At 72.8% G+C, this 24,318-nt stretch carries 25 protein-coding genes; 13 read left to right on the plus strand and 12 right to left on the minus strand.

Going from position 1 to position 24,318, the window contains the following annotated elements:
• The first annotated feature begins 41 nt into the window (after window positions 1-41).
• The 8 genes from AB0M02_RS22000 to AB0M02_RS22035 all read left to right on the plus strand — a co-directional run bounded on the left by AB0M02_RS22000 (window position 42) and on the right by AB0M02_RS22035 (window position 9,307).
• Window positions 42-1,010, plus strand: a complete 969-nt coding sequence (locus tag AB0M02_RS22000) for an NAD-dependent epimerase/dehydratase family protein (RefSeq protein WP_364229444.1) — start codon at window positions 42-44, stop codon at window positions 1,008-1,010.
• A gap of 88 nt (window positions 1,011-1,098) precedes the next feature.
• Window positions 1,099-2,769: an FAD-binding dehydrogenase gene (locus tag AB0M02_RS22005; protein ID WP_364229446.1), complete on the plus strand. Its 1,671-nt coding sequence runs from the start codon at window positions 1,099-1,101 to the stop codon at window positions 2,767-2,769.
• A 199-nt stretch (window positions 2,770-2,968) separates the two neighbouring features.
• Entirely contained in the window at window positions 2,969-4,387 is a 1,419-nt protein-coding gene (locus AB0M02_RS22010) for an IucA/IucC family siderophore biosynthesis protein (RefSeq protein WP_364229447.1), read from the plus strand.
• A 19-nt stretch (window positions 4,388-4,406) separates the two neighbouring features.
• On the plus strand, window positions 4,407-5,978 hold the full coding sequence (locus AB0M02_RS22015; protein ID WP_364229449.1) for an IucA/IucC family protein: 1,572 nt from the start codon (window positions 4,407-4,409) through the stop codon (window positions 5,976-5,978).
• A complete protein-coding gene (locus AB0M02_RS22020) occupies window positions 5,971-7,107 on the plus strand; it encodes a type III PLP-dependent enzyme (protein ID WP_364229451.1) in 1,137 nt (378 codons plus the stop codon). The genes AB0M02_RS22015 and AB0M02_RS22020 overlap by 8 nt, the downstream gene beginning before the upstream one ends.
• Before the next feature lie 54 nt (window positions 7,108-7,161).
• Window positions 7,162-7,854, plus strand: coding sequence for a hypothetical protein (locus AB0M02_RS22025; RefSeq protein ID WP_364229453.1), 693 nt, complete (start codon window positions 7,162-7,164; stop codon window positions 7,852-7,854).
• Window positions 7,851-8,177, plus strand: coding sequence for a transcriptional regulator (locus AB0M02_RS22030; RefSeq protein WP_364229455.1), 327 nt, complete (start codon window positions 7,851-7,853; stop codon window positions 8,175-8,177). Before AB0M02_RS22025 ends, AB0M02_RS22030 begins: the two co-directional genes overlap by 4 nt.
• On the plus strand, window positions 8,174-9,307 hold the full coding sequence (locus AB0M02_RS22035) for an acetylhydrolase (RefSeq protein ID WP_364229457.1): 1,134 nt from the start codon (window positions 8,174-8,176) through the stop codon (window positions 9,305-9,307). The genes AB0M02_RS22030 and AB0M02_RS22035 overlap by 4 nt, the downstream gene beginning before the upstream one ends.
• A gap of 75 nt (window positions 9,308-9,382) precedes the next feature.
• Here AB0M02_RS22035 and AB0M02_RS22040 read toward each other — a convergent pair whose 3' ends face one another.
• A complete protein-coding gene (locus AB0M02_RS22040) occupies window positions 9,383-10,609 on the minus strand; it encodes a hypothetical protein (protein WP_364229459.1) in 1,227 nt (408 codons plus the stop codon).
• A gap of 415 nt (window positions 10,610-11,024) precedes the next feature.
• On the opposite strand from AB0M02_RS22040, the gene AB0M02_RS22045 reads away from it, so the two are divergent.
• Entirely contained in the window at window positions 11,025-11,642 is a 618-nt protein-coding gene (locus tag AB0M02_RS22045) for a LysE family translocator (protein ID WP_364229461.1), read from the plus strand.
• A 12-nt stretch (window positions 11,643-11,654) separates the two neighbouring features.
• Here the strand turns inward: AB0M02_RS22045 and AB0M02_RS22050 are convergent, their stop codons facing one another.
• The 5 genes from AB0M02_RS22050 to AB0M02_RS22070 are packed head-to-tail and all read right to left on the minus strand — an operon-like array spanning window position 11,655 to window position 15,267.
• Window positions 11,655-12,437, minus strand: a complete 783-nt coding sequence (locus AB0M02_RS22050; RefSeq protein WP_364229463.1) for a class I SAM-dependent methyltransferase — start codon at window positions 12,435-12,437, stop codon at window positions 11,655-11,657.
• Window positions 12,430-13,017, minus strand: coding sequence for a DUF6226 family protein (locus AB0M02_RS22055; protein WP_364229465.1), 588 nt, complete (start codon window positions 13,015-13,017; stop codon window positions 12,430-12,432). Before AB0M02_RS22055 ends, AB0M02_RS22050 begins: the two co-directional genes overlap by 8 nt.
• Window positions 13,014-13,475, minus strand: coding sequence for a GNAT family N-acetyltransferase (locus AB0M02_RS22060; RefSeq protein ID WP_364229467.1), 462 nt, complete (start codon window positions 13,473-13,475; stop codon window positions 13,014-13,016). The genes AB0M02_RS22055 and AB0M02_RS22060 overlap by 4 nt, the downstream gene beginning before the upstream one ends.
• 14 nt (window positions 13,476-13,489) lie before the next feature.
• On the minus strand, window positions 13,490-14,164 hold the full coding sequence (locus tag AB0M02_RS22065; RefSeq protein ID WP_364229468.1) for a response regulator transcription factor: 675 nt from the start codon (window positions 14,162-14,164) through the stop codon (window positions 13,490-13,492).
• Window positions 14,161-15,267, minus strand: a complete 1,107-nt coding sequence (locus AB0M02_RS22070) for a histidine kinase (protein ID WP_364229470.1) — start codon at window positions 15,265-15,267, stop codon at window positions 14,161-14,163. The genes AB0M02_RS22065 and AB0M02_RS22070 overlap by 4 nt, the downstream gene beginning before the upstream one ends.
• Window positions 15,268-15,333: 66 nt before the next feature.
• On the opposite strand from AB0M02_RS22070, the gene AB0M02_RS22075 reads away from it, so the two are divergent.
• The 3 genes from AB0M02_RS22075 to AB0M02_RS22085 are packed head-to-tail and all read left to right on the plus strand — an operon-like array spanning window position 15,334 to window position 18,370.
• Window positions 15,334-16,251, plus strand: coding sequence for an ATP-binding cassette domain-containing protein (locus AB0M02_RS22075; RefSeq protein ID WP_364229472.1), 918 nt, complete (start codon window positions 15,334-15,336; stop codon window positions 16,249-16,251).
• Entirely contained in the window at window positions 16,248-17,663 is a 1,416-nt protein-coding gene (locus tag AB0M02_RS22080; RefSeq protein WP_364229474.1) for an ABC transporter permease subunit, read from the plus strand. The genes AB0M02_RS22075 and AB0M02_RS22080 overlap by 4 nt, the downstream gene beginning before the upstream one ends.
• Window positions 17,660-18,370, plus strand: coding sequence for a hypothetical protein (locus AB0M02_RS22085; protein ID WP_364229476.1), 711 nt, complete (start codon window positions 17,660-17,662; stop codon window positions 18,368-18,370). Before AB0M02_RS22080 ends, AB0M02_RS22085 begins: the two co-directional genes overlap by 4 nt.
• 12 nt (window positions 18,371-18,382) lie before the next feature.
• Here the strand turns inward: AB0M02_RS22085 and AB0M02_RS22090 are convergent, their stop codons facing one another.
• From AB0M02_RS22090 to AB0M02_RS22115, 6 genes are all read right to left on the minus strand, one after another.
• Complete coding sequence (locus AB0M02_RS22090; protein WP_364229478.1) at window positions 18,383-20,056, minus strand: FAD-dependent monooxygenase; 1,674 nt, start codon at window positions 20,054-20,056, stop codon at window positions 18,383-18,385.
• Window positions 20,057-20,126: 70 nt separating this feature from the next.
• Window positions 20,127-20,747 carry a TetR family transcriptional regulator gene (locus AB0M02_RS22095; protein WP_364229479.1) on the minus strand — a complete coding sequence of 207 codons (621 nt, stop codon included), beginning with the start codon at window positions 20,745-20,747 and terminating at the stop codon, window positions 20,127-20,129.
• 26 nt (window positions 20,748-20,773) lie between these two features.
• Window positions 20,774-21,400, minus strand: a complete 627-nt coding sequence (locus AB0M02_RS22100) for a DUF2306 domain-containing protein (RefSeq protein ID WP_364229481.1) — start codon at window positions 21,398-21,400, stop codon at window positions 20,774-20,776.
• An 83-nt stretch (window positions 21,401-21,483) separates the two neighbouring features.
• On the minus strand, window positions 21,484-21,972 hold the full coding sequence (locus AB0M02_RS22105; RefSeq protein ID WP_364229483.1) for a peptide deformylase: 489 nt from the start codon (window positions 21,970-21,972) through the stop codon (window positions 21,484-21,486).
• 21 nt (window positions 21,973-21,993) lie between these two features.
• The gene (locus AB0M02_RS22110) at window positions 21,994-22,569 is read right to left on the minus strand and encodes a SigE family RNA polymerase sigma factor (RefSeq protein ID WP_364229485.1); all 576 of its coding nucleotides are present in this window, start codon (window positions 22,567-22,569) and stop codon (window positions 21,994-21,996) included.
• 158 nt (window positions 22,570-22,727) lie between these two features.
• Entirely contained in the window at window positions 22,728-23,822 is a 1,095-nt protein-coding gene (locus AB0M02_RS22115; protein WP_364229487.1) for a chorismate-binding protein, read from the minus strand.
• Window positions 23,823-24,045: 223 nt separating this feature from the next.
• Here AB0M02_RS22115 and AB0M02_RS22120 point away from each other — a divergent pair, with 223 nt between their 5' ends.
• The gene (locus tag AB0M02_RS22120; protein ID WP_364229489.1) at window positions 24,046-24,246 is read left to right on the plus strand and encodes a DUF5999 family protein; all 201 of its coding nucleotides are present in this window, start codon (window positions 24,046-24,048) and stop codon (window positions 24,244-24,246) included.
• Window positions 24,247-24,318 lie beyond the last annotated feature (72 nt).

A 24,318-nucleotide genomic window follows, 5' to 3' on the forward strand; every position in this document is an offset into this window, starting at 1 on the left:
ATCGCTAGGGGTACGGGCACGGACTCGGGCAGGCTCGGGGCATGCGAATTCTGGTGCTCGGGGGCAGTGGTTTCGTCGGCCGTGCGGTCGCCGAGGCGGGGACCGCACGCGGTGACACGGTGACCGTCCTCAACCGGGGCCGGCGTGACCCGGTGCCCGGGGTGCACACCCTGCTCGGTGACCGCGGTGAACCCGGCGGGCTGGCCGCCCTCGCCGGGGGCACCTGGGACGTGGTGGTCGACACCTGGTCGGCCGGCGGCGACGCGGTGCGCGCCACGGCCCGGCTGCTGTCCGGCCGGGCCGGCCACTACGTGTACGTGTCGAGCCGCTCGGTCTACCGCTACGGCGGCGCCGCCCCGCTGACCGAGGACGCTCCCCTGGCCGATGCCGCCGACCCGGGGTACGCCGGTGACAAACTGCGCGGCGAACTGGCCGCCGCCGAGTTCACCGGCCCGGTGCTGCTGGCCCGCGCCGGGCTGATCCTCGGCCCGCACGAGGACGTCGGCCGCCTGCCGTGGTGGCTGCGCCGCCTGCAGCGCGGCGGCCCGGTCCTGGCGCCCGGCCCGCGGGACCTGCCCCTGCAGTACGTCGACGCCCGCGACCTGGCCGCCTTCGTCCTGCACGCCGCGTCCGCCGGCCGCCACGGCGCGTTCAACGTGGTCAGCGAACCGGGCCACACCACGATGGGCGAGCTGCTGTCGGTGGCCGCCGAGGTGACCGGCGGCCGGGCGCAGCTGCGCTGGACCGACCCCTCGGTGATCCTCGCGGCGGGGATCGAGCCGTGGACCCAGCTGCCGATCTGGCTGCCGCCCGGCGCCGACCACGACTTCATGCACCGCGGCGACGTGTCCCGGGCCCTGGGCGCGGGCCTGCGGTGCCGCCCGGTACGCGAGACGGTCGCCGACACGTGGGCGTGGCTGTCGTCGCTGCCCGGCCGGGCCCCGCAGCGCACCGACCGCCCGGTGGTGGGCCTCGACCCAGCGCTGGAGGAGAAGGTGCTGTCCGGCTAGCCAGGGCAATCGGCGATCAATCGTTTCCAGCACGCGGCGAATCCGATAAATTCTCATCTCCTGGAGCGGCCCGAACTGAGGAGTGCACGTGGACGCGGACGTCATCGTTGTCGGAGCCGGCCTGGCCGGGCTGGCCGCCGCGCACGAACTCACCTCGGCCGGCAAGCGGGTGGTGCTGCTCGACCAGGAGAACGCGGCGAACCTCGGCGGGCAGGCCTGGTGGTCGTTCGGCGGGCTGTTCTTCGTGGGCAGCCCGGAACAGCGGCGCACGCGCATCCACGACAGCGTCGAGCTGGCGTGGGCGGACTGGCAGGCCAGCGCCGGGTTCGACCGGATCGGCGACGAGGACAGCTGGGCGGTGCGCTGGGCGCGCGCCTACGTGGAGTTCGCCTCCGGCGAGAAGCGGGCCTGGCTGTCGTCGCTGGGGCTGAGCTGGCTGCCGTTCGCGGGCTGGGCCGAACGCGGTGACCTGCGCGCCGGCGGGCACGGCAACTCGGTGCCCCGCTTCCACGTGACGTGGGGAACCGGCACCGGCGTGGTGGAACCGTTCGTGAACTCGGCCCTCGCGGCCCGCGCGGCGGGCCTGCTGCGCTTCCACCACCGGCACCGCGTCGACGAACTGATCATCGAGGGCGGCGCGGCCGTGGGGGTACGCGGCACGCTGCTCGCGCCGGACGAGTCGGCACGCGGCGTCTCGTCGAACCGGACCCCCACCGGCGAGTTCGAACTGCGCGCGCAGGCGGTCGTCGTGACCACCGGCGGCATCGGCGCCAACCACGACCTGGTCCGGCAGTACTGGCCGGCCCGGCTCGGCACACCACCGGCGACGATGGTCACCGGCGTGCCCGCGTACGTGGACGGCCGCATGCTGGGCATCGCCGAGAACAGCGGGGTGCGGCTGGTCAACCGCGACCGGATGTGGCACTACGTCGAGGGCGTGCACAACTGGAACCCGGTCTGGCCCGGCCACGGCATCCGGATCCTGTCCGCGCCCTCACCGCTGTGGTTCGACGCGCTCGGCCGGCGGCTGCCCGCGCCGTACTTCCCCAGCTACGACACCCTCGGCACCCTGCGGTACCTGCGCACCACACCGGAGATCGCCGGATACGACCACTCCTGGTTCCTGCTCACCCAGCGCATGATCGAGAAAGAGTTCGCGCTGTCAGGCTCCGAGCAGAACCCGGACCTGACCGCCAAGGACCGGCGCGCGTTCGCCAAGGAACGGCTGTTCGGCAAGGGCGCCCCGGCACCGGTCGAGGCGTTCAAACAGCACGGGCCGGACTTCGTGGTCGCCGCCGGCCTGGAGGACCTCGTCGCCGGCATGAACAAACTCACCGAGCGGCCACTGCTGGACCCGGCCCACATCCGCGCCCAGGTCGAGTCGCGCGACCTGCAGATCGCCAACAAGGTGACCAAGGACGCCCAGGTGCAGGGCATCCACAACTCGCGGCGCTACCTCGGCGACCGGGTCGGGCGCACCTCCACACCGCACCGCGTCCTGGACCCGGCGGCCGGCCCGCTGATCGCGGTGAAACTGCACGTGCTGACCCGCAAGACCCTCGGCGGCATCCAGACCGACCTGGACTCGCGGGCCCTGGGCCACGACGGGCAGCCGATCAGCGGCCTGTACGCGGCGGGAGAAGTGGCCGGATTCGGCGGCGGCGGGGTGCACGGGTACAACGCGCTGGAGGGCACGTTCCTCGGCGGGTGCCTGTTCTCCGGGCGGGCCGCCGGGCGGCACGCGGCGCGAAGCCTCTGACGGCAGCCGGGCAGCACGGCGGCGCGGGCGGCGCGGCGCTGCGCACGGCGCGGCGGAACGGGGCGGCGGCGCAGGCGGCACGGCGGAACGGGGCGGCGGCGCGGGCTCTGGCTGCGACACGCCGGGCGGCGGCTGTGGTGTCGCTCGCGCCGCCGCGCCCCGCACGGAACCGCCCGCCGGCCGTGGCGACAATGAGAGGGTGCCGCAGCCGACCGCCGATCCCGCGCAGACCCGCGCCGCGCTGACCGAGCTGCGCCCCGACCTGGTCGGCCGTTTCGACGCCGCGCTGCCCGGCGCCCGGGCAGCGATCATGGCCCGCCTCCAGCACGCCCTCGACCACGAACCGCTGCCCGGCATATCCGATAAGTCAGGCGACCTCGGGACTGATCCCGTGGAGGTGGCGGGGCGGTTGTGGCCCGGGGCCCGCCTCGTCGCCGAGATCGCGAACAGCGTGGCGAACCTGGCGCTGGCGCGGGCGGCCGCCGCGCCCGAACGGCTGCCGGAGCCCGGCGATCCTGACAGTCTCGGCCGGGTGGAACAGATGCTGGTCGACGGGCATCCGCTGCACCCGTGCTGCCGCACCCGCAGTCAGATGACCGTCGAGGACGTTCTCGCCTACGCGCCCGAGCACCGTCCCGTCATCCGGCTGCGGCGCATCGCCGTGCCGGCGCACAGGTGGCACGGGACCGGGGCGCCCGTGCTCTACGCCCACCCGTGGCAGGCGCGGCGGATCCTCGCCGAATACCCGTGGCTGACCGACATCGGCCCGACCGGGCCGGTACGGCCGCTGATGTCGCTGCGCACCGTCGCGCCCGTCGGCGGCGGGCCGCACGTCAAGACCGCCGTCGACATCCAGATGACCTCCGCGGTGCGTACCGTCTCCCCCGCCGCCGTGCACAACGGGCCACGGCTGTCCGCGCTGCTGACCAAACTCACCGCCGACCTGCCCCTGGACGTGCTCACCGAGACCGCGGCCGGTGCGGTGATCACCGAGGACGGGCCGGACCGGCGCCTGGCCCACCTGATCCGCGAGGCGCCCCGGCTCTCGGACGGCGAGAGCGCGGTGCCGCTCGGGGTGCTCGCCGCCTCACCCCTGCTGATCGGCGAGCTCGGGGACCCGTACGCATTCATGGCGAAACTCGGCACCGTGCTGTTCGCGCCGCTGGCGCGCGTGCTGCACCGCGGCGTCGCGCTGGAGGCCCACGGGCAGAACACACTGATCGTGCTGCTGCGCGGTCAACCGGTCCGGGTCCTCTACCGTGACCTCGGCGGCGTGCGGGTCCACGCCGGGCGCCTCGAAAAAGCCGGGCTCGACATGCCCGACCTGCACGGCGACCTGCCCACCGGCGACGAGGACGAGCTGCGCGCCAAACTCGCCGCCGCCGCACTCGGCACCGTCGCCCACCAGCTGATCACCGCGCTCAGCGAACACCACCAGGCCGAACCCCAGCGCCTCTGGGACCTCGTCGCCGCCGCCCTGGAACAGACCGCCACCCGCGACGTGCCGCACCTGCTCGGCGAACCCCTGCCGGTGAAGGCCACCACCGCGATGCGGCTCGCCGCCGACCCGCTCGCCGACATCTGGACCCACCTGCCCAACCCGATGGCGGTGCGGTGAACCCGCGGAAGGACCCCACATGATCATCCGCAGCGTCAGCACCGGCCGCCTGGCCACCGCCGCCGCGCACACCGAGGCCGCCCTGGCCGTGCACGCGCCGCACCTGGCCGACGCCTTCCTCGCCCAGCTGCCGCACGCCGCGGACACCGTCGGGCGCCGGCTGCGCGCCGCCCTGGTCCGGGAGAACCTGACACCCCCGTTCGCCCGCGGCGAGCAGCACGCGTTCAACCGCGTCGAATACCCCACCTCCGGCGTCGGCGACCCGGTCGACCTTCTCGCCGGGCTCGACAACGGGCCGTTCGCCGCCGAGATCCGCAACGCCGTCATCAACCTGGCGATCGCCCTCGCCCGCTTCGACACCGCCGAGCCCGACAGCAACCCGGACCGCGACGCCGTGCGCCTGGAACGCCTCGCCGTCGCCGGCCACAACCTGCACCCCTGCGGCCGCACCCGGCTCGGCTGGGACACCGTCGACGTCCTCGCCCACGACCTCGAAGCCGGCCACACCACGATCGGCTTCATCGCGGTCCGCGACGACCACCACCTCGGCGACGACCTCGGCACCCGGCTCGGCCTGCCCGAAGCCCCACCCGGATACCGCACCCAGCCCGTGCACGCCTGGCAGCGCGACCTGGTCACCAGCCGCTACGCCGCCCTGTTCACCGACGGCGTCCTGCGCCACCTCGACGGGCAGCTCGACGCCGTGCCCACCGCCGCCCTGCGCACCCTGCTGCTGCCCGAAACAGGCCACTACCTGAAACTGTCCCTCGACATCCAGGTCACCTCCACCCGCCGCAGCATCAGCATCGCCAGCACCCGCAACGGCCCCGCACTCTCCCAGCTGCTGCACCGCCTGGTCGACGGCGACCCGGACGGGCACCGGCTGATCCTGCTCGCCGAGACCGCCGGCGCCGCCGTACCCGCCGGCAGCGGGCGCGACCTGTCCGCCATCGCCCGCGACGGGCTCACCGGCCGGCTCACCGACGGCGAACACGCCGTACCCGGCAGCGCCCTGCCCGCCCACGACCCGGCCACCGGCACCACCGTGCTCGCCGGGCTCGTCGACACCCACGGGCACGGGCCCGCCGACTGGCTCACCGCGTACACCCGGCTGCTGCTGCCACCCCTGCTGCGCCTGGCCACCCGCGGCGTCGCCCTGGAAGCCCACCTGCAGAACTGCCTGCCCACCTTCGTCGCCGGCCGCCCGCACCGGCTCGCCCTGCGCGACTTCGCCGGCCTGCGCCTGCACCCGGGCCGCCTGGCCGCCGCCGGGCACCACCTCGACCTGTGGCCCGGCTCGGTCGTCGCCACCGGCGACACCGCACTGCTGCTCGCCAAACTCGGCTACACCGCCCTGCAGGCCCACCTCGGCGAACTCGTCATCAGCCTGCAGCAGACCCACGGCCTCGCCGAGGACCGGTCCTGGCGCATCGTGCGCGAGATCGTCGACGAGACCTACGACCGGATCGGCGGGCACCCCGACCACGCGACCCTGACCGCGCCCACCGTGCCGCACAAGGCCCTCGTCCGGATGCGCCTGGCCGGTGAGGGCGACATCTACCTCCCGGTGAGCAACCCGCTGCATGGCTGAGCTGCCCGCACCCGTCACCGCCGCGCTGCGCCGCCTGCCGGCACCCGTCTGCGCCTACCTCTACGACACCACGGCGCTGGGCACGCTGGCTGCCTCGGTCCGGGCCGCGCTTCCGGCAAGAACCACCATGATGTACGCGGTGAAGGCCAACGGCCACCCCGACGTCGTGCGCACCCTCGCCCAGCACTGCGACGGCCTGGAGGTGGCCTCCGGCGGGGAGCTCACCCTCGCCCTGGGCGCCGGAGCCCGCCGGATCGTGTTCGGCGGCCCCGCCAAGACCGACGCCGAACTCGCCGCCGCCGTGCGCGCCGGCGCCCTGCTCAACGTGGAGAGCACCCACGAACTGCGCCGCCTCGCCGGGCTGGGCCTGCGAGCCGACATCTGCGTACGCGTCAACCGCGCCCACTCCGGGCTGTCCGGCAGCCACGCCATGACCGGCACACCCACCCCGTTCGGCGTCGACGAGGCCCAGCTCGGCGAGCTCCTCGCCACCGTGCCGGACGGCCTGCGCGTGATCGGGTTCCACCTGCACGCCGTCTCCAACAACCTCGACGGCGCCGCCCACGCCGCGTTCCTCACCGGCGCCCTCGACTGGTCGATCGCCACCGCCGCCACCCACGGCGTCGGCCTGCGCGTGGTCAACGCCGGCGGCGGCCTCGGCGTCGACTACCTCACCACCGCCTCCATCGACCTGGCACCACTGTCGTCGGTCGCCGTGCCCGACGGCCTCGAACTCGTCCTGGAACCCGGCCGCCTGCTGGCCGCCGACGCCGGCTGGTACGCCGCCGAGGTCCTCGACCTCAAGACCACCCACGGCCGCACCTTCGCCGTGCTGCGCGGCGGCACCCACCACTTCCGGCTCCCCGCCGCCTGGGGATACAGCCACCCCTTCACCGTCCTGCCGGTCGACGAGTGGAACCGCCCCTACCCGCGGCCCGCGGTCACCGACACCGAGATCGACGTGGTCGGCGAGCTGTGCACGCCACGCGACGTGCTGTCCCGCGGCGCCCGGGTGGCGTCGCTGCGGGCCGGTGACCTGCTGGTCTTCGGGCGCGCCGGCGCGTACGGCTGGGACATCTCCCACCACGACTTCCTGCGCCACGACCCGCCGCAGTTCGTGATCCTCTGAGAAAAGTTCAAGCCCGCACTGGCGCCAATCGGTTTGTAATGGAAACCTATTGGCATGACAACCGACTCGGCACCCGCCGGCGGCGACCCCCGCAGCCTGCTCTCCGACGTACGAACCCTCGCCCACCGCGTACGCCTCGACCAGCGCGTCACCTGGTTCCCCCTGCTCGTCCTCGCCGCCGCCACCTACATCGCCGTCCCCATCGACTGGTTCGGCATGCAGGTCGACTGCACCCCCGACGGCGCCTGCCACTTCGACCGCAAAGGCTTCGTCTGGTACTGGCCCTTCGCCCTGCTCATCGCGTACACCCTGATCGCCGCCTGCTACATCCGCGTCGCCCGCAACCGCGGCGTCGGCGCGCGCATCCTGCCCTACGCCGTCACCGGCGCCATCGGCGCCGCCGTCTTCAGCGCGGCCGCCATCCTCGTGCGCCTCTACTTCGCCGCCAACCCCGTCCCCGAGAACGCACCACCCACCCCCGAATGGGTCCTGCTGTTCGACCGGCTCATCGCACCCTCCGGCACCATCGGCATCGCCCTGCTCGTCCTGGCCCGCCTCGAACGCAACCTCGCACTGCTCGCGTTCACCATCGGCTACCTCGCCGTCGTCCTCATCCCCGTCAACTTCGGCTGGGTCGACCACAGCAGCACCCGCGCCGAATTCCTCCCCCAACAGATCATCAACGGCACCGTCCTGCTCCTCGGCGCCGCCGGATTCGCCCTCACCCGCCGCCGGAGCAACCGGTGACCATCGAGAACCAGCACCCCGTCAACGGCCTCGACGACGTCGTCCACCAGCGCGTGCGCCTCGGCATCCTCACCATCACCCACGAAGCCCGCAAGGTCGAATTCGGATACCTGCGCGCCCAGCTCGGCCTCACCGCCGGCAACCTCTCCCAGCACCTCGCCGTCCTGGAGAAAGCCGAACTCATCGACGTCGAAAAAGGCTACGAGGGCAAACGCGGCCGCACCTGGATCACCCTCACCCCCGCCGGGCGCACCGCCCTCGCCGACGAGATCACCCGGCTCAAACAGCTCATCGCCCGCGTCGAGACCACGGAGGACCGATGACCCTGACCCGCCGCACCCTGCTCACCACCGCCCTGGCCACCGGCACGACCGTCACCCTCGGGAGCCGCGCGGGGGCGGCTCCCGCACCGGCACCCATCACACTGCCCCGGCCCACCGGCCCGCACCCCATCGGCGCCGTCGTCCTCGACCTGCCCGACGGCGCCCACGACCGGGAACTGATGGCCACCGTCCTCTACCCCGCCCGCCCCGGCACCGGCCGGGACACCCTGCTGCCCTGGCTGCCGGCCGCACCCATGCGCGCACTCATGGCCGCCAACGACTTCGACCCCGCCATCGCCGCACCCGTCACCGCGGCACACCAGGACGCACCCGTGCTGCCCGCCCGCAACCGCCGGCCCATCGTCCTGTACTCACACGGCAACAACAGCCACCGCGGCGAAGCCACCATCCTCATGCAGGAACTCGCCAGCCACGGCTACATCGTCGCCACCGTCGACCACACCGGCGACAGCTACAGCCAACTGCCCGACGGCACCGTGTCGCTGCCCACCGACGACAACTTCAACCCGTGGAACTCCGCCTTCGACAACCGGCTGCTGCTCGACCGCATCGAGGCCATCGCCGCGGGCCGCAACCCCGACATCGGGCAGCGGCCCCTGCCCGAAGGCCTGGCCGCCGCCCTCGACATCAACACCGTCGGCATGGCCGGATGGTCCAAAGGTGCCACCGCCACCGCGATCGTCCTGCAGGAGGACCGCCGCGTGCGCGCCGGCATCGCCATCGACGGGCCCCTGCAGTGCCAGCCACCCCTGCAAGCCGTCGACCGGCCGCTGATGATGATGACCGCCGAGTTCAGCCGCGCCGCCGAACCCGGCGTCGAGGACTTCTGGCAGCACGTGGCACGCGGCTGGAAACTCAACATCCACGCCGACGGGGCGGCACACCCCTCCTACATCGACCACCAGTGGCTACTCCCGCAACTGGCCCGCCTCACCGGCATGAGCGACGAGGAACTCGCGAGCTGGATCGGCACTCTCGACCCGGCCCGCGCCCTGCGCATCCAGCAGGCGTACCCGCTTGCCTTCTTCGACCTGCACCTGCGCGGGCGGCGCCAGCGTCTGCTGGAGGGGCCGAGCGCGGCCTTCCCTGAGGTCCGCTACCTGCCCTGATCTGTCCTTTTGGGTTGTCGGCGAAGCCGTCCTTCTGGTTGTGGGTGCGGCTTGCCGCACCTCCTCTAAGGCATCCTAGGATGATAGGGTTCGCCAGGTGCGGCGGATCCGGGTGAGCTCACCTGTGTCCAGGGCGGACGGGCCCTGGACACAGGTGAAATGGGCTATCAGGTACGGCCAGGAGGCGTCACCGTCGGGCACCAGCGCGAACCCGAACGTGCTCGCGGGCAGGACCTCGTGGTGACGCAGGCGCACCAGGTCGTGGAACGGGCCTGACAGGGACTCGGTGAAGCTGCCCGCCACCGCCAGTACGTACTGGGCGGGCGCACCCGGGAACCGGAACGTCCGCACCCGGGCGGCGCCGCCCGGCCGGACCGCGGCGGCAGCCGGCTCCCGGGCGACGTCGGTCACCCGGGCCGCAGCGGGATCCATGGCCGGAACGGTGCCGGGGTCCCGGGCGCCGGCGGCCGAGTCCCGGGCGCCGGCGGCCGACTCCCGGGCCGCAGCAGCGGCCGGGTCCCGGGCGGTGCCGGCTTCCCGGACTGCGGCGGCGGTCCACTCCCCCAGCGCGGCGCGTTCCTCCAGCGGGAACGCGTCGATCTGCGACAGCAGCCGGTGACGCACGGACTCGTTCAGGGCGCCCGGCAGCGCCGTGGCCGACACGAACTCCAGGATCCGGCCGATCACCGCATGGCCCGGGAGGTCCTCCCCGATCAGCGGCAAGGCCGGCGCCGGGCCGGTCAGCGCGCGCGGCGGCCGTTCACACGCCAGCGCCAGCCAGCCGAAATGCGCCGGCACCTCGGTGGGGCCGAGTCCGGCGCACCAGTCCAGGAAACGCACCACCGCGGCGGCGGAGCGCAACTCGTGGACCACGAGCTCCCAGTCGCGGCGTAACAGCACGACCAGCGGCCGGCGCCCGTCCGACCAGACCATCTCCACACCGGGCGGCGGCGCCGGATGATCGATGATCAGCAGTCCGGACCAGGTCAGGGCGGCCGGATCGAGGTACAGGCCGCCGCCACGCTCACTGGTGAACCGCTGCGCCTCCGGCAGGCCGGCGTCCAGCCGCCGCCCCGCCGCCGCGATCTGCTCGGTGAACCAGGCCAGTTCCCGGTTCACCGACGTACTCGGCACCGGCCGGCGCATCTGCGAGACCGCCACCGCCCGATCCCCGCACACGAGCAGCGTCTCCCCGTGATCCACCGACCGGAACAGGAAATCCGCCAGCGTCCCGTGCCGCACCGCCCACTGAGCCATCGCGGCGGCCTCCACCAGGCCACCAGCCATCCGTACGTCGGTCAAAGTCCCTCCCCAGCCACCCGGGGCAGCCATTGTGTGCCAAGTCGATCATTTACGCGAGCCCCCGAAGGGACCGCTTCGCCTGCCCCGACGCCGGCCGGGCCCGACGCCCCACGGCCTGCGGAAACTCACTGCGGCCAGGGCAGCAGCAGGATTCCGCAGCCTGCGAAGTAGATCGCCAGGACTGCACCACGACGGTCGTTGGCCGCGTGGGCAGGGGCGGCCGGGCCCCCGACCGATCCCCTGGGCGCCGGCGGCCGCGCTGCGGCCCTGCGTTGCAGGTGGTCGCGGGACTCACGAGAGGTGTCGGTCGACCCGTATCCCTGCTTGGCTCTTCGGCGAAGCCGGCCTTTGAAGGTGTGGCTTGTCGCACTTCGCCTGAAGCATCCTAGGATGAAACCGGACTAGGCTTCGATCCATGTGGGCTTCCTATGGGACATTTCTCGCGCTGGCTGTGGTGGTGGTGCTGATTCCGGGGCCGGACTTCGCGGTCGTCACCGGCAACACCGTCTCGGGTGGGCGGGCGCGTGGGATGTGGGCGGCTGCCGGCGTGGGGACGTCGAACGCGGTTCAGGGCACCGCGGCGGTGGTCGGGCTCGGGGCGCTGATCGTGGGGGCGCAGCCGGTGTTCCAGGCGATCAAGTGGGCTGGGGCGGCCTACCTGGTCTATCTGGGTGTGAAGGCGCTGCGGTCGGCGGTGCGCGGGGAGTATCCGATGGTGGTGGCCGAGGCCGGCCGGGGTGCGGCTGTCCGCGGGTGGCGGCAGGGGTTCCTGTCGAACATCACGAATCCCAAGGTGCTGGTGTTCTATCTGGCGGTGCTGCCGCAGTTCCTGGCGCCGCACGCGGGTGCGGCGGCGATGCTCGGGTTCGCGCTCAGCCACGCCCTGCTGTCGGTGGGCTATCTGATGCTGCTGACCGTGTTCCTGCACCGGGCGCGGCGGGTGCTGGCGCGGCGGCGCGTGCGGCGGGCGCTGGACGGGCTGACCGGGACGGCGATGGTGGCGTTCGGGGCGCGGATCGCGGCGGAGCACTGACGCGGGCGGCCGTCAGGGTTTGCGCCAGATCCTGATGTCGGTCGGCGGGACGGTCTCCTCGAAGGGGGCGCCGCGCAGGACCTCGCGCAACTCGTGTTCGAAAGCCGCGACCCGGTCGCCGAACAGGTGCGGCGCCGAGGACGACTGCGAGAACGTCCAGGCCACCACATCGTCCGCACTGCGCTGCATCACCTGGCCGGCCGGCACGACATGGCGCTCCAGGTCCACGAAGCCGGCGCCCTCGATGACCAGCTCCTCGCGGTCCGGGGTCTGGCCGCCGGCGATCCGGCCCTGGCCCGCGCGCCGCACCGGCCCCAGATAGCGGCGCACCAGCTCGGCGATCGCGGCATAGGGGACGGTCGAGGAGCCCGGTTCGTCCTTCTTGTCGGCGATGTGGACGAAGCCGCCGCCGGGCACCAGCATCGACATCACGGTGGCCGCGACCCGGGAGCGGTCCATCCAGTGGAACGAGCCGGCGAACACCACGACCTCGAACTCGCCCAGGCCGGCCGGCAGGTCCTCGGCGCGGGCGCGGACCCACCGGGCGTTCGGCAGGCCGTGACCGCGGGCGACCTCGAGCATGCCCGGGTCCGGGTCGACGCCGATCACCTCGTCGAAGTAGGGCGCCAGAGCTGCCGTCACCTGCCCCGGCCCGCAGCCGACGTCCAGCAGGCGCCCGCTGAAACGGTCGGCAAGGACACGTTCAAAGCCTGATGCGTACGGCAACCGGCCGCGCAGATAGTGCTCGGCGGCTCCGGCGAACAACGTCACATCCCACTGCCAGCCCTCAATCACCGGGCAAGGCTAGCCACGAGCGGCCCACGTACGCGACCGATTTGTCCGGCAGCGCGACGTTCTCCCCCGCCGCGAGCCGCCGGCACAGGTCGAGGTCGAAGTCGTGGTGGTTGCTGACGGTGGCGCCGCCGGGCCACCAGTGCGCGTACCAGCCGTCGCCCCGCACGTGGACGAACGGCCCCTCGACGACGGCCCGGACGCGGGCGTCGATCGCTTCCAGGAGATCGGCGGAACCCCAGTCGCAGGCGTCGCAGCCGCAGTCGGGCAGGCGGTCGAGGACGATGTCCGGGCGTACCACGCTGATCTGTAGGATCGCCGGCTCGTTGTCGATCTCGGTGAGGAACAGGGGCAGGGTGCCGGGGCGGGGCGACGTGACGCGGTCGCCGTCGGTTCGCACACCGGGCAGCTCGGCGAGGGCCGCGGCCCAGGCGCGGGCCCGGGCGTGGACGATGCGGTAGCGGGCGGGATCGGTCACCCGGGAGTACTCGTCGTCGGTCGCGTCCCGGCCGGCGTGCGGGTTGGGCCAGGACGGCATGCCCAGCGCGGCGTAGTGGTGCTCCACACGTTCCTGGACGGTCATGTCAGCACCAGCAGCATGTGAACGCTGTTCGGGTCCTCCGGGTAGTCGGCGAACGGCGGGCAGTCGCGAAAACCGAACCTGCGGTACAGGGCTCGCGCGGGAGAGAAGAAGGGGTCGGAGCCGGTTTCGAGATAGAGCCGGGAGTATCCCCGCCGGCGGGCCTCCCCCACGAGATGTGCGAGCACCGCCGAGGCCACCCCGCGCCGCTGGGCCGCCGACGCCGTCCGCATCGACTTGACCTCGCCGCTGTCCGCGTCCAGCTCCTTGAGGGCGCCGCACCCGACCAGTGCGGCGTCGTCATAGACCGACCAGAACGTCACCTCGGGCCGCCGCAAGCCGTCCAGGTCCAGCGCGTGCTTGCTCTCCGGCGGCGTGATCGACCGCATCTCGTCCACATGCTCCTGCAGCAGAGCCGCGATCGCGGGCCCGCGCAGATCGTCCACCACGATCGTCCGCACCGGGACATCCTCCATCAGTCACCGTGGCCCGGCACGACCAGGCCCGTCTCGTACGCCACGATCACGGCCTGGACCCGGTCCCGCACACCCAGCTTGGCCAGCACCCGGCTGACGTGCGTCTTGATCGTCTCCGAGCCGACCATGAGCCGGGTGGCGATCTCCGCGTTCGACAACCCCTGCGCCACGAGCCGCAGGATCTCCGTCTCCCGGGCGGTGAGCCGCACCGGCAGCCCGGCGCTGTGACGCGGCCGCAGCCGGGTCACCTCGCCGATCAGGCGCCGGGTGATCGACGGCGCGAGCAGCGCCTCGCCCGCCGCGACGACCCGGACCGCCTCGAACAGCCGCTCCGCCGCCATGTCCTTGAGCAGGAAACCGCTGGCCCCGGCGTGCAGTGCCTCGTAGACGTACTCGTCGAGATCGAACGTGGTCAGCATGATGATCCGGGGCGCGCGGTGCGGCGCGGCGGCCGCGAGGATCTCCCGGGTAGCCTGGATGCCGCTCATCCGGGGCATGCGGATGTCCATGACGACCAGGTCGGGCCGTTCGGCGCGGCACAGGCGCACCGCGCTCTCACCGTCGGCCGCGCTGCCGACCACGGTGAAGTCCGGCTGGGTGCCGAGCAGCGCGGCGAACCCGGCCCGGACCACCTCCTGGTCGTCGGCGACCACGATCCGCACGGGCGCGCTCACCGGGCGGCCCCGGGCAGGGGCAGCACCGCTTCGACCACGAATCCACCCGTGCTGCTGTTCCCGGTCCGCAGCGTTCCGCCGGCCAGCGCCACCCGCTCGCGCATGCCGATCAGCCCGAACCCCTCCCCCCGCGGCTCGCCGCGCCCGCCCCACGTGTTCCAGACGTGCAGCCGCAGCCGGTCCGGGTGATAGCCCACCTCGATGTCCACCGCCGCGCCCGGTGCGTGCCGGCGCACGTTCGTCAGCGCCTCCTGCGCGATCCGGTAGGCGGTCAGCTCGAGGCCGGGATCCAGGCGCCGCGCCGGCCCGCTGACGATCAGCCGGATCCGCGGCCCACCGGCGGCACGGGCCTGGTCGACGAGCGTGAGCAACTGATCGAGGCCCGGTTGCGGATGCTCGGCGGCAACCGGCTCGGCGCCGTCGCGCAGGACGCCGAGGACCAGGCGCATCTCGGCGAGCGCCTGCCGAGCGGTCTCCCCGATCTCCAGGAACCGGGCGGCGCCGTCGGCCGGCAGATCACGCACGGTGAACCGGGCCGTCTCCGCCCGCACCGAGATCAGCGAGATGTGGTGGGCGACGACGTCGTGCAGTTCGCGGGCGATGCGCGTGCGTTCGGTGCGGCTCGCGGACGCGTACGCCATCGAATTTCGCGCATCGATCACCTCGCGCCGGGCGACGGCCCGGACCCGCGACTGCCTTGCCGCACCGAGCGTGAGCACCCCGGCCGCCGCCACCAGCAACAGCGCGCCGAACACCTCACCACCGGGGCGCGAGCTGATCGGGCCGACCGCATAGACGACGAAGGGAAGACCGAAGAGCAGAGCCATAGGGTACGGGCAAAGCACACCGACCAGGGAAAGTGTGCCCAGGAGTGCGACGAGTCCGGCGGCTGTCGGCGGCACGCCCAGCACCAGGGTGAGAAGGACGCTGCCGGTCAGCGCGGCGGCGACCGCGGTCAGGCGCGCCGGCAGCACGACGACCGGCACCGTGGCACAGAGAGTGAGCACCAGGGTTACCGGCTCGGGTCCGGAGCGCCACACCGCCTCGACCGCACCGGCCGTGCCCAGCAGCACGGCGGCGATCAGTGCGCGGCGGGGGATCACGCCGGCATTATCCGTCCCCCACGTGGGGGACGCGTCAATCGGAGGTGGGCAATACGGTTCTCCACCATGCCCTCTCTGACGATCGAGGCCCGCGAGCTGGTCAAGACGTACGGGCGGACCGTCGCGGTGGATCACCTCAGCTTCACCGTGCGGCCCGGCCTGGTGACCGGTTTCGTGGGACCCAACGGCGCCGGCAAGTCCACGACGCTGCGGATGCTGCTCGCCCTGGACCGCCCCGACAGCGGCACCGCGCTGATCGGCGGCCGGCCGTACCGGGACTACCGCGAGCCCGCCCGCACCGTCGGCGCCCTGCTCGACCCCGAAGCCGTCCACCCGGGCCGGCGGGCGGCCGACCATCTGCTGTGGATGGCGCAGTACAACGGCATCCCCCGCCGCCGCGTCGGCGAGGTCCTCGCCATCACCGGCCTGGAATCGGCCGCACGCAAGCGGGCCGGCGGCTTCTCCCTCGGCATGCGGCAGCGACTCGGCATCGCCGCCGCCCTGCTCGGCGACCCGGCCGTGCTGATCCTCGACGAGCCGGTCAACGGCCTCGACCCGGAGGGCATCCGCTGGATCCGCGGGCTGCTGCGGTCGATGGCCGCCGAGGGACGCACGGTCCTGATCTCCAGCCACCTCATGGGCGAACTGCAGGACACCGCCGACCACCTGATCGTCCTGGGCCGCGGCCGGGTGCTGGCCGACACCAGCGTCCGGGAGCTGCTCGATCTCACCTCGGGCTCCCGGATCGAGGTGAGCACGAGTGATCGGGGAGGCGCGCTGGAGGCACTCACCGGCGCGGGTGCGACGGTGGCTGTCACGGGGGCGGAGACACTCACCGTCGACGGCCTGGACACCGCACGCGTCGCGGCGGTGCTGTCGGCGGCGGGGGTGCCGTTCACCGGGGTGGGGCCGCACCGGGCGTCGCTGGAGGACGTGTACATGGCGATGACCCGTGAACACGTGACGTTCTCGGCGCTGACGTGACGGCGTTCTATCGGGCCGTCGTCGCCGAGTGGACCAAGTTGCGGACGGTTCGCAGCACCGGTCTGGCGCTGCTCGCGATGATCGGGCTCACGATGCTGCTGAGCCTGCTGGCCGCCACGTTGAGCACCAGCACGGCCAACGACGCGCGGCTCTCGGTGGATCAGTTCCACTTCGTGCACCGGCCCGTCACCGGCGACGCGACGGTGACGGCCCGGGTGAGCCAGAGCGACACCGGGGAGTGGGCCAAGGCCGGCCTCATGGTCAAGGAGGGTACGGCGAGTGGCTCCTCGTATGCCGCGATCATGCTCACTCCCGGGCACGGGGTCCGGTTGCAGGCCGATGCCCGTACCGAGGTCTCCCGGCCCTCGGCGGCCGGCCCCCGCTGGCTGCGGCTTCGCTGGACCGGGCAGTCGGTGACCGGCTACGAGTCGCCCGACGGGGTCACCTGGAACACCGTCGGGACGGTTGCGGTGGCCGGGCGGCTCTCCGAGGCCGGCCTGTTCGTGGCCTCTCCGCCGCGGCTGCATCTGCTCGGGGAGATTCCGCGCTACGAGGCGGTCCCGGGGTCGGCGACCTTTCAGGACGTCGCCCCGGACGGGCCCGGCTGGCGGGACACGCCGGTGGTGGAGCCGCCGTCCGGCGCGGCGGTGGGTGAGGGGGTGCCCTCCGCGCCCCCGCTCGCCGGCGGCAGCCGGTGGTCCGGCACCGCCATGGTCACTGTCACCGGCAGCGGCGACATCGGCGGGGCCGGGATGGGCGGCATCAACCTGACCGACCTGGACCGGGTCCGGGCCGGGTTGTCCGGGGTCCAGTTCGGCCTGATCGGGGCGATCGCCCTCGGAGCGCTCGCGGTGACAGCCGAGTTCCGCACCGGGACGATCCGCACGACGTTCGCCGCCCGGCCCGGCCGCGGCACGGTCCTGGCCGCCAAGTCGCTCGTCGTGGCCGTGGTCGTGTTCGTCAGCGGCCTGGCGCTAGCCGTCGCCGCCTTCCTGATCACCCGGCCGCTGCAGCACGCGAACGGCTACCACGCACCGATCTACCCCTCGCCCGCGCTGACGTCGCCGCCGGTGTTGCGGGCAGTCGCCGGCGCCGCGCTGTTCCTCAGTTTGATCGCGGTGTTCAGCCTGGCGGTGGGCACGATCGTCCGGCGCACCGCGGGGGCCGTCGTCATCCTGCTGACCGGTCTGGTGATCGTTCCGGTGGTAGCCGCCGGGACGTCCGGCAGCGCCGCGGAGGTCGTCGGCCGCTTCACCCCGCTGGCGGGCCTGTCGATCCTGCAGACGGTCGAGCTGACCCCGCTGTCGAACGCGGTGGTCACCGGCGTCTGGGCCGGTTTCGCGGTGCTGTGCGGGTACACGGCCGCCGCCCTGGGGGCCGCGTTCTGGATTCTGAACAGGCGGGACGCATGACGTTGGCACGTGCGGTGCTGGCCGAGTGGACGAAGATGCGCACACTCCCGTCCAACGTCGCGGCGATGGCCGCCCTGACCGTCCTGATGACGGCCACAGCGGCCGTGGTCACAGCGGTCACCGACTCTCCCAGCCGCGACATCACCGTCCTGCTGCGAACCGGAGTGCACGCCACCCAGATCGCCGCCGTGGCCCTGGCCGCCGCGATGCTCGGCGCCGAGTTCCACCCCCGCCTGATCCGGGTCACCCTCGCCATGCAGCCCCGCCGCCGCGTCGTCCTGGCCGCCAAGACACTCGTCCTCAGCGCAACGGTCCTGGTGACAACACTGGCCGGCACCGTCGTGACCGTCCTGGTGGCCCCCGCCCTCCTGGGCGCCGAGACCCTCGGTGATCCCGCCGTCGTGGAGACCGCCCTCTATCTGGCCCTCGTCGCCTTGCTCACCGCGGGAGTCACCGCCGCGGTCCGCCACGCGGGCACCGCCATCGGGCTCGCGGTGACCGCCCTCTACGGCCCCTACATGATCATTGTCCTGGTGCCGATGTCCCCGTCGCTGTCGGACCACATCCAGGACACCGCTCCGATGACGGCGGGCCTGAGCGCGCTGGGGACCGCGCCTGGCGGGTGGAGCGGTCTGGCCGTGCTCGCCGCATACGCCGTGGCGGCGCTGATCGCCGGGGCCGCGGTGTTCAAAGCCCGCGACGCGTGATCCCGCCCACCCTCAGCTGCGGCCATGGCTCAGGAGCGATGCCGGGAGCCCGAAGTGCCGGGTGAGCGCGGCGCGCAGCGTGCCGGCATGCCCGGCGTGCCCGGCCTCCCCGGCCTCCCCGGCCTCCCCGGCCTCTCCGGCCGACCAGGCCACGAAGCAGTCGGGCCGCACCAGCAGCGCGGTCGCGGTCGTGCCCTCCAGCGGCCCGGTGACCACGTCGACGCGGTCCGTCCACGGCGCCGCGGCGTCGGCATACCGGCCCGTCGAGTCCAGCAGCAGCGGCCGGGCGGCGCGGGTCAGTTCGGCCAGGCGTACCGGGCCGTGGCCGCCGTGGACGATCACGTCGGGGGCGCTGCGGCCGGCCAGCGGATCGGCCGGGTCGGCGGGGTAGCGCACGTCCGCACCGGACATGAGAGCAGCGATGTGGCCGGTCACCTCCGGCTTGCGGAGCAGTTCGGCGAACAGCCCCCGCAGACCGGTGATCTCGTCACCCGGCCCGGACAGTGCCGACTGCGCCCGCGCCGACATCACCACCCGCTCGGCGACGGGGCGGCGCTCGGCCTCGTACGTGTCGAGCAGCCCCTCCGGCGCCCAGCCCCGCACCGTCGCGGCGAGCTTCCATCCCAGATTGGCGGCGTCCTGCAGGCCCAGGTTGAGGCCCGGCCCACCCATCGCCGGGTGCACATGCGCCGCGTCGCCGACGAGCAGCACGCGACCAGCGCGATACCGGGCGGCGATCCGCGTGTTGCCGCCGGTCAACCGCCGCAACAGGCCGGGACCCTCGGGCGCCCCGATCGGGACATCGGCGCCGAGCACCCGGGCAACGCTGGCCCGCAGCTCGTCCAGGCTCATCGGCACGTCGCCACCCTCCGGCGCACCCGCCGGCTCGGCGCCGGCACGTTCCATCGAGGCATCGCCGTCCGCCGGCGGGCCAGGGCGTTCCGCCGAGGCGGCACCGAGCAGCGGCTCATTGCCCGGCGGGCTGGGCCATTCCGTGGTGCTCAGGATCGCGGGGCGGCCCGGGAACGGTGCCCAGGCGATCAGGCCGTGTGGAGTTCGGGTGTGCTGGAACGGCGGGACGACGCCGTAGCCGGGCACCCGCAAGCCGCCGGTCCCCGGGTCGAGGGCGGGCTCCGGGATCGTCACGGCGGCCGTGCGGGAGACGGACAGGTCGGTGGTGACGCCGGGGAAGTCGATTCCGGCGAGACGGCGCACGGTGCTGCGGCCGCCGTCGGCACCGACGAGGAAACGCGCGGCGAGCCGTGTGCCGCCGGCCAGGTGGACCTCGACCGCGTCGGGACGCCGGCGCAGGTCGACGACCTCGTGGCCGCGGCGCACATCGACGCCGAGCTCAGCGGCACGGGCGGCCAGGCAGGCCTCCAGCTGGGCCTGCGGCACGCCCAGCACGTAGTGCGGGTTCTCCTCGAGCATCGTGAGATCGAGCGGGAACGCGCCGAAGGTGAACGCCGGCTGGGGCGACGGCGGAGTGCTCCCGCCGCTGAGCCGCGCGTAGAGGCCGCGCCGGTCGAGCAGGCGGACGACCTGGCCGACGAGGCCGTTGGCGCGGGGTTCGCCGGTGGGCGTGGCGTGGCGTTCGAGGACCACCGGGTAGACACCGGAGAGCGCCAGCTCACAGGCGAGCATGAGGCCGTTGGGCCCGGCTCCGGCGATGAGTACATCGATCACGATCGGAATCCCTTCGAAAGGAGGGCATGCGGCAGCCGGCCCGCCGGGAGGACGGGCGTGGCCGGAGGCTTCACCGCGGCGGCGGTGGGAGGCCGGCGGCGACCTGGCTGAAGGCGTCGGTGACGAGGCGGTCGATCGGTGTGGGCGGGTCGGGGCTGTCCAGGAAGTGCCGCATGGCGACCCCGACGGCGGCGCCGGCGGCGGCCGCGACCAGCCTCGGATACATGTCGGTGGCCAGATCTGTGCCGGTCCGCTCGGCGATCGCGGCGGCCAGCTCGGCCTCGGCGACAGCGGCGGCGCGCAGCCGCTCCCCCTGCAGGGCGGGCTCGGCGAGCATGGCGCGCACGCCGGTCACCCACTGGGCGTGCGCGGGCGACGGCATCGCCTCGACCTCGGGACCGCGGGTGAACTGTTCAAGCGCCGCCCGGGTCAGCGCCTCCCAGAGCGGCTCGCCGGCGGGACGTTCGCGCAGGGCGGCGGCGGTGCGCAGGCTGCGGTCGAGGTGGCGGGAGGCGATCGCCTCGGCCTTGCTGGAGAAGTAGTTGTTGAAGGTCCGCGGCGAGACCCCGGCCGCCTCGGCGATGTCCTCGACACGAACGTTGTCGTAGCCGCGCTCCGCGGTGAGGTGGATCGCGGCCCAGCCGAGCGCCGCACGCGTCTCGGCCTTCTTGCGCTCCCGCAACCCCGTCACGCCACCACCGTAGCAATAATTGCGTGTCACGCAAGTTTTTCGCCAGGGCGGCGGATGAGCATCTCGGCGACGGCCAGGTTGATGAGCCAGCCCAGGGTCTGACCGACCGGGATCAGCGAGGTCGCCACGTCCCCGATCGCCGCCGGGCCGCCGGACCGGAACGGCAGACTGCCGAGCAGGATCAACGGCACCACGATGCGGGCCGTGACCGCGAGGAACGTCAGGGCGTAGTTGCGCATCATCCACCGCCGGTGCGCCACGAAGTCTCGCCGGCGCGCCGCCCGGTAGGCCAGCCCCGCCGTGACCAGCCACAACACCGCCGCCGACGTGAGGCTGACCTGGGTGAGGGGCCGGCCCGACCACAGCGCCACCGGAACCGCCGTCACCGCCGACAGCACCACCGCGACCAGATAGACCCGCCCGATCATCCGGTGCACCCTCCGCCGCGCACGAATCCGCGGCACGAACTGCAGCGGCCCGAGCACGAGGGCGGCCGCCGCCGTGAAGATGTGCGCGACCAGCGTCGCGTAGTGCAGCGACCCGGACACGTCGAGGCGGCTGTCCCGGATGTCCAGGCTCAGGTACGGCACGAGCAGGACCAGGCTGATAATCACCGCCACGGCGAACATCAGCCACACGGCACGTTTGGGCATCGCCTCAGCCTCCACGCAGACGGCCGCCCGAGAATCCGCCCACGGGCGGCAGCGTGGCTACGACCGGGGACGTACGAAACCCGTCAGCGCGGGACCACGCGCCGCAACTCCCGCAGCGCCTGCCTGCGTACGTCCCCGGTCAGCGTGTCGATGTAGAGCCGCCCGCCGAGGTGGTCGGTCTCGTGCTGCAGCGCCCGTGCCAGAAACCCGGTACCGCTGATCACCAGGGGCTCACCGTGCTGATCGAAGCCGGTCGCCGTCACCGACATCGCCCGCTTCGTCGGATAGCCGAGGCCGGGCAGCGACAGGCACGCCTCGTCGTCCTCCTGCTCGCCGTCGAAGTCCGACAGCACCGGATTGACCAGGTGCCCGACCTGGCCGGCCACGTTGTAGGAGAACACGCGAAGGCCGACGCCGATCTGCGGGCCGGCGACACCGGCGCGGCCGGGCTCGCGGACGGTGTCCTCCAGGTCGCGCACGATCGAGCGCAGCTCCGCGCCGAAGTCGGTGACCGGGTCGGCGGGTGTGCGCAGGACCGGGTCGCCGTAGAGCCGAATAGGCCGAACTGTCATGACTGAGAGGCTAACGACTCGTTACCCGAAAAGGGCGGCGCGGTCGGTCAGCAGCATCTCCCGCAACTTGATCAGCGACCGCCGGGTCTGGCTCTTGACGACCGTCACCGGCACGTCGAGCTCCTCGGCCACCTGTTCCACGCTCAGGTCCGCGAAGTAGCGCAGCACCACGATCGCCCGGTCCCGCGGCGGCAGCCGGTCGAGGGCGTCGAGCATGGTCAGCCGCAGCTCGGGGCTCATCGTGTAGACCGGCTCGCGCAGCCGCCCCGGTATCGCCTCGCCCGAGCTGCGGCGCCGGCGGTGGTCCAGGTAGGTGCGCAGCAGGACCTTTTGAGCGTACGCGGGCAGATTGTCGCTGCCCGCCGCCCTGCCCCAGCTCACGAACAGCTTGGTCAGCGTGGTCTGGGTCAGGTCCTGTGCCAGGTGCCAGTCCCGGCACAGCTGGAACGCGCTGCTGTAGAGCCGGGCCGTGCTGGCGTGCGCGAACCGCGCGAACTCGTCGCGTTCGCGAGGGCCGGGCCGCGCCGTGAGGCGCATCCGGATCCCGGACCGGGTGGTCCGGGCACGAATGTCCGGTGGATCGAGAAGCTCAAGCATGTCGCCTTCTTCAGCCAGCCACCGTGGGCCTGCCACTGTGGACCGTCTCCGGTGCGCGCGTGCGCCAAATTACGCGCTCCGCCCCGGTTCATGGGGGCGGACGCCGACAGTGGCACGCAATAGGTAGAGAAGGCTCGGAGATCGCTATGCGCGTGCTGTCAATCCAGCGCTGACCGGATCGGGCCGGCCTTCGCGGCGGCCTCGTCGACCTCGGCGACCGGGTCGCTGTCCGCGGTGATGCCCCCGCCGGCCCAGGCGTGAGCGCGCCGGCCGTCCACCGCGACGGTGCGGATGCTCAGTCCCAGATCGAGGTGGTCGTGACCGATCCAGCCCAGCGCGCCCATGCTCACGCCGCGCCCCACCGGCTCCCCGGCGGCGATCTCCGCGAGCGCGGCGAGCTTCGGCGCGCCGGTCACGCTCCCGCCAGGTAGGACAGCGCGGAACAGGTCCGCGAGAGCGACCTCTCCGTCCAGCGGCGCCGAGACCACCGACTCCGCCTGCCAGAGACCGGACCATTCGCGTACGGCGAAGAGCTCGTCGACCGTGACCGGCCCCGTTCCCGGCAGCCGCGCCAGGTCGTTGCGCTCCAGGTCCACGATCATGATGTGCTCGGCCCGTTCCTTCGCCGAGGCGAGCAGCTCCCGCCGCCCGGCCGCGGTGGCCGGCCGCGTCCCCTTGATCGGCCGGGTGATGACCCGGCCGCCACGCACCTCCACGAGGGTCTCCGGTGACGCTGTGGCGATGGCCCACCCGTCCCCGCCGAGCACCCCGCCGTACCGGGCGCCGGGAAGTCTCGCTACGCGCCGCAACGCGGGGCCGGGGTCTCCGTCGTAGAGCGCCGAGGCATGGCCCACGACGTTGACCTGATAGACGTCACCGCGCCCGATGGCCTCCCGCACCCGCTGGACGGCGGCCGCGTGCTCGTCGCGCGTCCAGCTGTCCACCCAGGGCCCGATCCGCCACGGACCGGCTTTTCCGATCTTCCCGGATGGCATCGATATGTGTCCGTACACAACCGCATACACATCGGGAATTACGGGCACCGGCGAGGGCGCGCCGACGGTCCCGCCGGCCATCACGGATCCGGCATCGGCCGACACGTAGAGTGCTGCTCCGCAAATAGTGCTATCGCCGAACGTCTTCTTTTTGTCATCCGTTCGGCCAAGGTTTCGCACCGGGAGTCCGTTGTCCGCGAGGAAGTCGGACACAAGCTCAGCAGGGTCACCGGGATCACCCCGATGCCATCGAAACACACGCAACACGTGGTGACGGGCCTGACAGGCCGCCGGAGCCGCCGGCGGCGGACCCAGAGGAGGTCGCGGAGAGTGGTCGTTGATCTCCATCCCGTGGACCATGTGAGACGCGAATCGGCGCGCGGAGCCCGTCACCGGGTTGAACCGCTGTCGTTCGATGTGAGGTAACGTCCGTCACCGACTTTGTGAACCTTCACACAGCCCCCAACCGGAGATCACGAAGATGTGTCAGCACCTGATCACCTGCCCACCGGCCGATGCGGTTGACCGCGAGGCCGCCCGGATCATCGTCACCTTCCGCGAGCAAGGCTGGAGCCTGCTCTGCAACGGCGTCATCGTGTTCGAGGACACGGGCGAGCTGCTGCCGGACGGCACGATGATCGAACCGCACCGCGGCCCTGCCGTGCACGCCCTCGCTGCCTGACGCAGCGTAACGAAACAAACCCCGAAACCACGCGCAGGCCGCGATCACCGAGGACCACGACCTGCGCGCGAA

The organism is Actinoplanes sp. NPDC051861, assembly GCF_040681145.1.
Taxonomy (GTDB): domain Bacteria; phylum Actinomycetota; class Actinomycetes; order Mycobacteriales; family Micromonosporaceae; genus Actinoplanes.